This window comes from Streptomyces sp. LS1784, from assembly GCF_020103755.1.
Taxonomy (GTDB): Bacteria; Actinomycetota; Actinomycetes; order Streptomycetales; family Streptomycetaceae; genus Kitasatospora.
In genome coordinates this window covers 1-2,457 of record NZ_JAHSQD010000858.1, presented here as the reverse complement: position 1 = coordinate 2,457, position 2,457 = coordinate 1, and the positions used below count along the sequence as shown (strand labels likewise).

At 70.9% G+C, this 2,457-nt stretch carries 2 protein-coding genes and 1 pseudogene; 2 read left to right on the top strand and 1 reads right to left on the bottom strand.

The window, feature by feature from the left end; all coding sequences use genetic code 11:
* Positions 1–163 precede the first annotated feature (163 nt).
* Both KS423_RS43445 and KS423_RS43440 read left to right on the top strand, forming a co-directional pair.
* A complete protein-coding gene (locus KS423_RS43445) occupies positions 164–1,318 on the top strand; it encodes a PP2C family protein-serine/threonine phosphatase (protein WP_224285206.1) in 1,155 nt (384 codons plus the stop codon).
* Between the two features lie 260 nt (positions 1,319–1,578).
* Positions 1,579–2,064 carry a DUF3995 domain-containing protein gene (locus KS423_RS43440; RefSeq protein ID WP_224285205.1) on the top strand — a complete coding sequence of 162 codons (486 nt, stop codon included), beginning with the start codon at positions 1,579–1,581 and terminating at the stop codon, positions 2,062–2,064.
* Here the strand turns inward: KS423_RS43440 and KS423_RS43435 are convergent.
* A pseudogene (locus tag KS423_RS43435) lies at positions 2,018–2,457 on the bottom strand (alpha/beta hydrolase); the annotation flags it as partial. The gene KS423_RS43440 and the pseudogene KS423_RS43435 overlap by 47 nt on opposite strands.

Genomic DNA, 2,457 nt, shown 5'->3' with positions numbered 1-2,457 from the left:
TACGGCTCGATGAACGTCCACTGCTCGTCGGTGAGTTGCCTACGTGTCACACGCAACGTCCTACCGGATCCCGCTTTCGAGCAAGCACGAAACCGCAATATTGATCACGACATCACACAGGCCCTAGGAGGCCACCAGGGCGTCCGCGAGGCAGGCTGAATGTATGGCGTCGTTCTTCCGCTCACCCTCTCGACCAGGAGCGGGCGGTCAAAGCAGGAGCCTGCTCGCACTGGCGCAGTGCGTGCCGTTCGTCATCGCGCTGGCCGTGCTGATCATCGAGCTCACCCCCGTCCACTTCATCTATACCGGCCCCTTTCTCACTGCGGTGCCGGCGCTGGCGGCGGTGACGATGGACCCCAAGCGCACCGCCCTGGCGGTGGCTCTCACAGTGGCGGTCAGCGTGACCACGGCCACCTGTAACCACGCGTGGGGAACCCTGCAGGTCTATACCAACTTCCTCGCTCTGGCTCTGGTCTCCGTAGCCGGTTTCATCACAAGTAGCGTCGTGCGTGCCTACAGGAAAAGCGAGTTCGACCGAATCCGCCGGATCGCCGTGTGCGCGCAGGAGGTCATTCTGCGACCGGTCCCCGAGCGCCTGGGCCCGGTGCGGGCGGCCAGCCTGTGCCTCGCGGCCGGGACCGGGGCGCAGGTCGGCGGTGATCTGTACGAGGCCGTGCAGACGCGGTACGGCGTCCGGATGATCGTGGGGGACGTCCGCGGCAAGGGGCTCAATGCCATGCGCGCGGTCGCGGTGGCGCTGGGCGCGTTCCGGGTGGTCGTGCACTATGAGGACGACCTCGTGGGGGTCATGAACCACTGCGCGGCCGCGCTGCGCCGGGAGGCCGCCGTGCCGGGCGCCTTCCCCGAGGAAACCCTGATGGAGGGATTCACCACCGCACTCATCGCCCAGGTGCCGAACGACGAACCCGTAGTGCAACTGGTCAACCACGGCCATCCGCCCCCGCTGGTACTCCACGAGGGCCGAACTCGGGCTTTGATGCCCACCTCGCCTCGTCCACCCCTGGGCCTGGAGGACCTGGTCACCGGCCCTCCCGAGACGCCAGAGGGCTATCCGTTCGCACCGGGCGACCGTCTCCTTCTCTACACCGACGGCGTGATCGAAGCCCGCGACCCTGGCAACAGCTTCTTCCCTCTGCCGGAGACCATGGAGTCGATCAGCTTCGACACCACCCCTCAGGAGTTCCTTGAACAACTGCACCAGGCATTGATCCGCCACACCGAAGGCCACTTGGCGGACGATGTAACGATGATCCTTGTCGACCGGCTCGTCGAAGGGGCCGCCGTGTCGGTCATCTGAAACCTTGGCCCGTCAGCCCGCAGGAGCCTGCCCGACGGCTTCAAGGTCGAGATCTCCGGAGACACCATCACGATGACGGTGAGCCCCTCCGGGATCCACCAACGCAACCTGCTGGTGGTGCGTCGCCGGTTCGACGCCCACACGCCGGCCGGGCTGCTGCCGTACTGACCCTCCGGCAGCCCGGGTTCCCCCTGGAGGGGGAGGGGGTACCGCCCGCCGGACGATCCGGCGGGGTGGGGTGGCACGGGACCGTGGGCGGCATGGAGACGACACGGGACACGGGCTGGAACCGGGTGGCGCCGGCGGCGGGACGGGCGGCGGCAGGGTGGGCGGTGGCCTTCGCGCTGGTGCACGTGTACTGGCTGGCGGACGGGCGGCTGGGCCTGCCGGACGGCCGGTCGGTGTGGAGCAGCACCCCGCTGCTGGTGATCGACGTGATCGCGATCCCGCTGTGCGCGGTGGCCGCGGCGGTGGCGCTGGCGCCGCTGCGGCGGTGGGGCGCGCGGGTGCCGCCCCGGCTGCTGGGCTTCGCGCTGTGGGGCACCACCGCGCTGCTGGTGCTGCACGCCGCGCCGTCCGTGCCGGACTGGATCGCGCTGGCCACCGGCAGCCGGTCGGGTGCCGAGCTGGATGCGATGGCGCGGTTCGCGACCTTCGGCTACGAGCCGTTCTTCCTCGTCGGCGGCCTGCTGTTCGCGGTCACCTCGCTCGGCCGCCGCGCGGTGCACCGGTCAGCCGCGCGGTGAGCCAGTCGGCGGTGGCGGGGAGCCAGTCCGGCAGGGCGGTGCCGAGCAGGTGGTTGCCGTGCGGGACGAGCAGCAGTCGGGCGTCCGGGGCGTGCCCGGCTAGGGCGGCGGCGGTGGTGACGCCCGGGATGCGGTCCTCGCCGCCCTCGACCACGAGCAGCGGGACGGTGATCGCCGGCGCGAGGGCGGTCAGGTCCACCCGGTCGGCGAAGGCGCGGGCCGCCTCGTCCCCGCCGCAGCGCTGGGCCAGGGTCGCGGTGACGAACGGGACCAGGCCGTCCCAGTCCAGCCGGTAGGGGCCGCTGACCACGGCGGCCGCGCACAGCCGCGGCTCGCGGGCGGCGGCCTCGGCCGCGTAGTAGCCGCCCAGGCTGAGGCCGATCACGGCGGTCC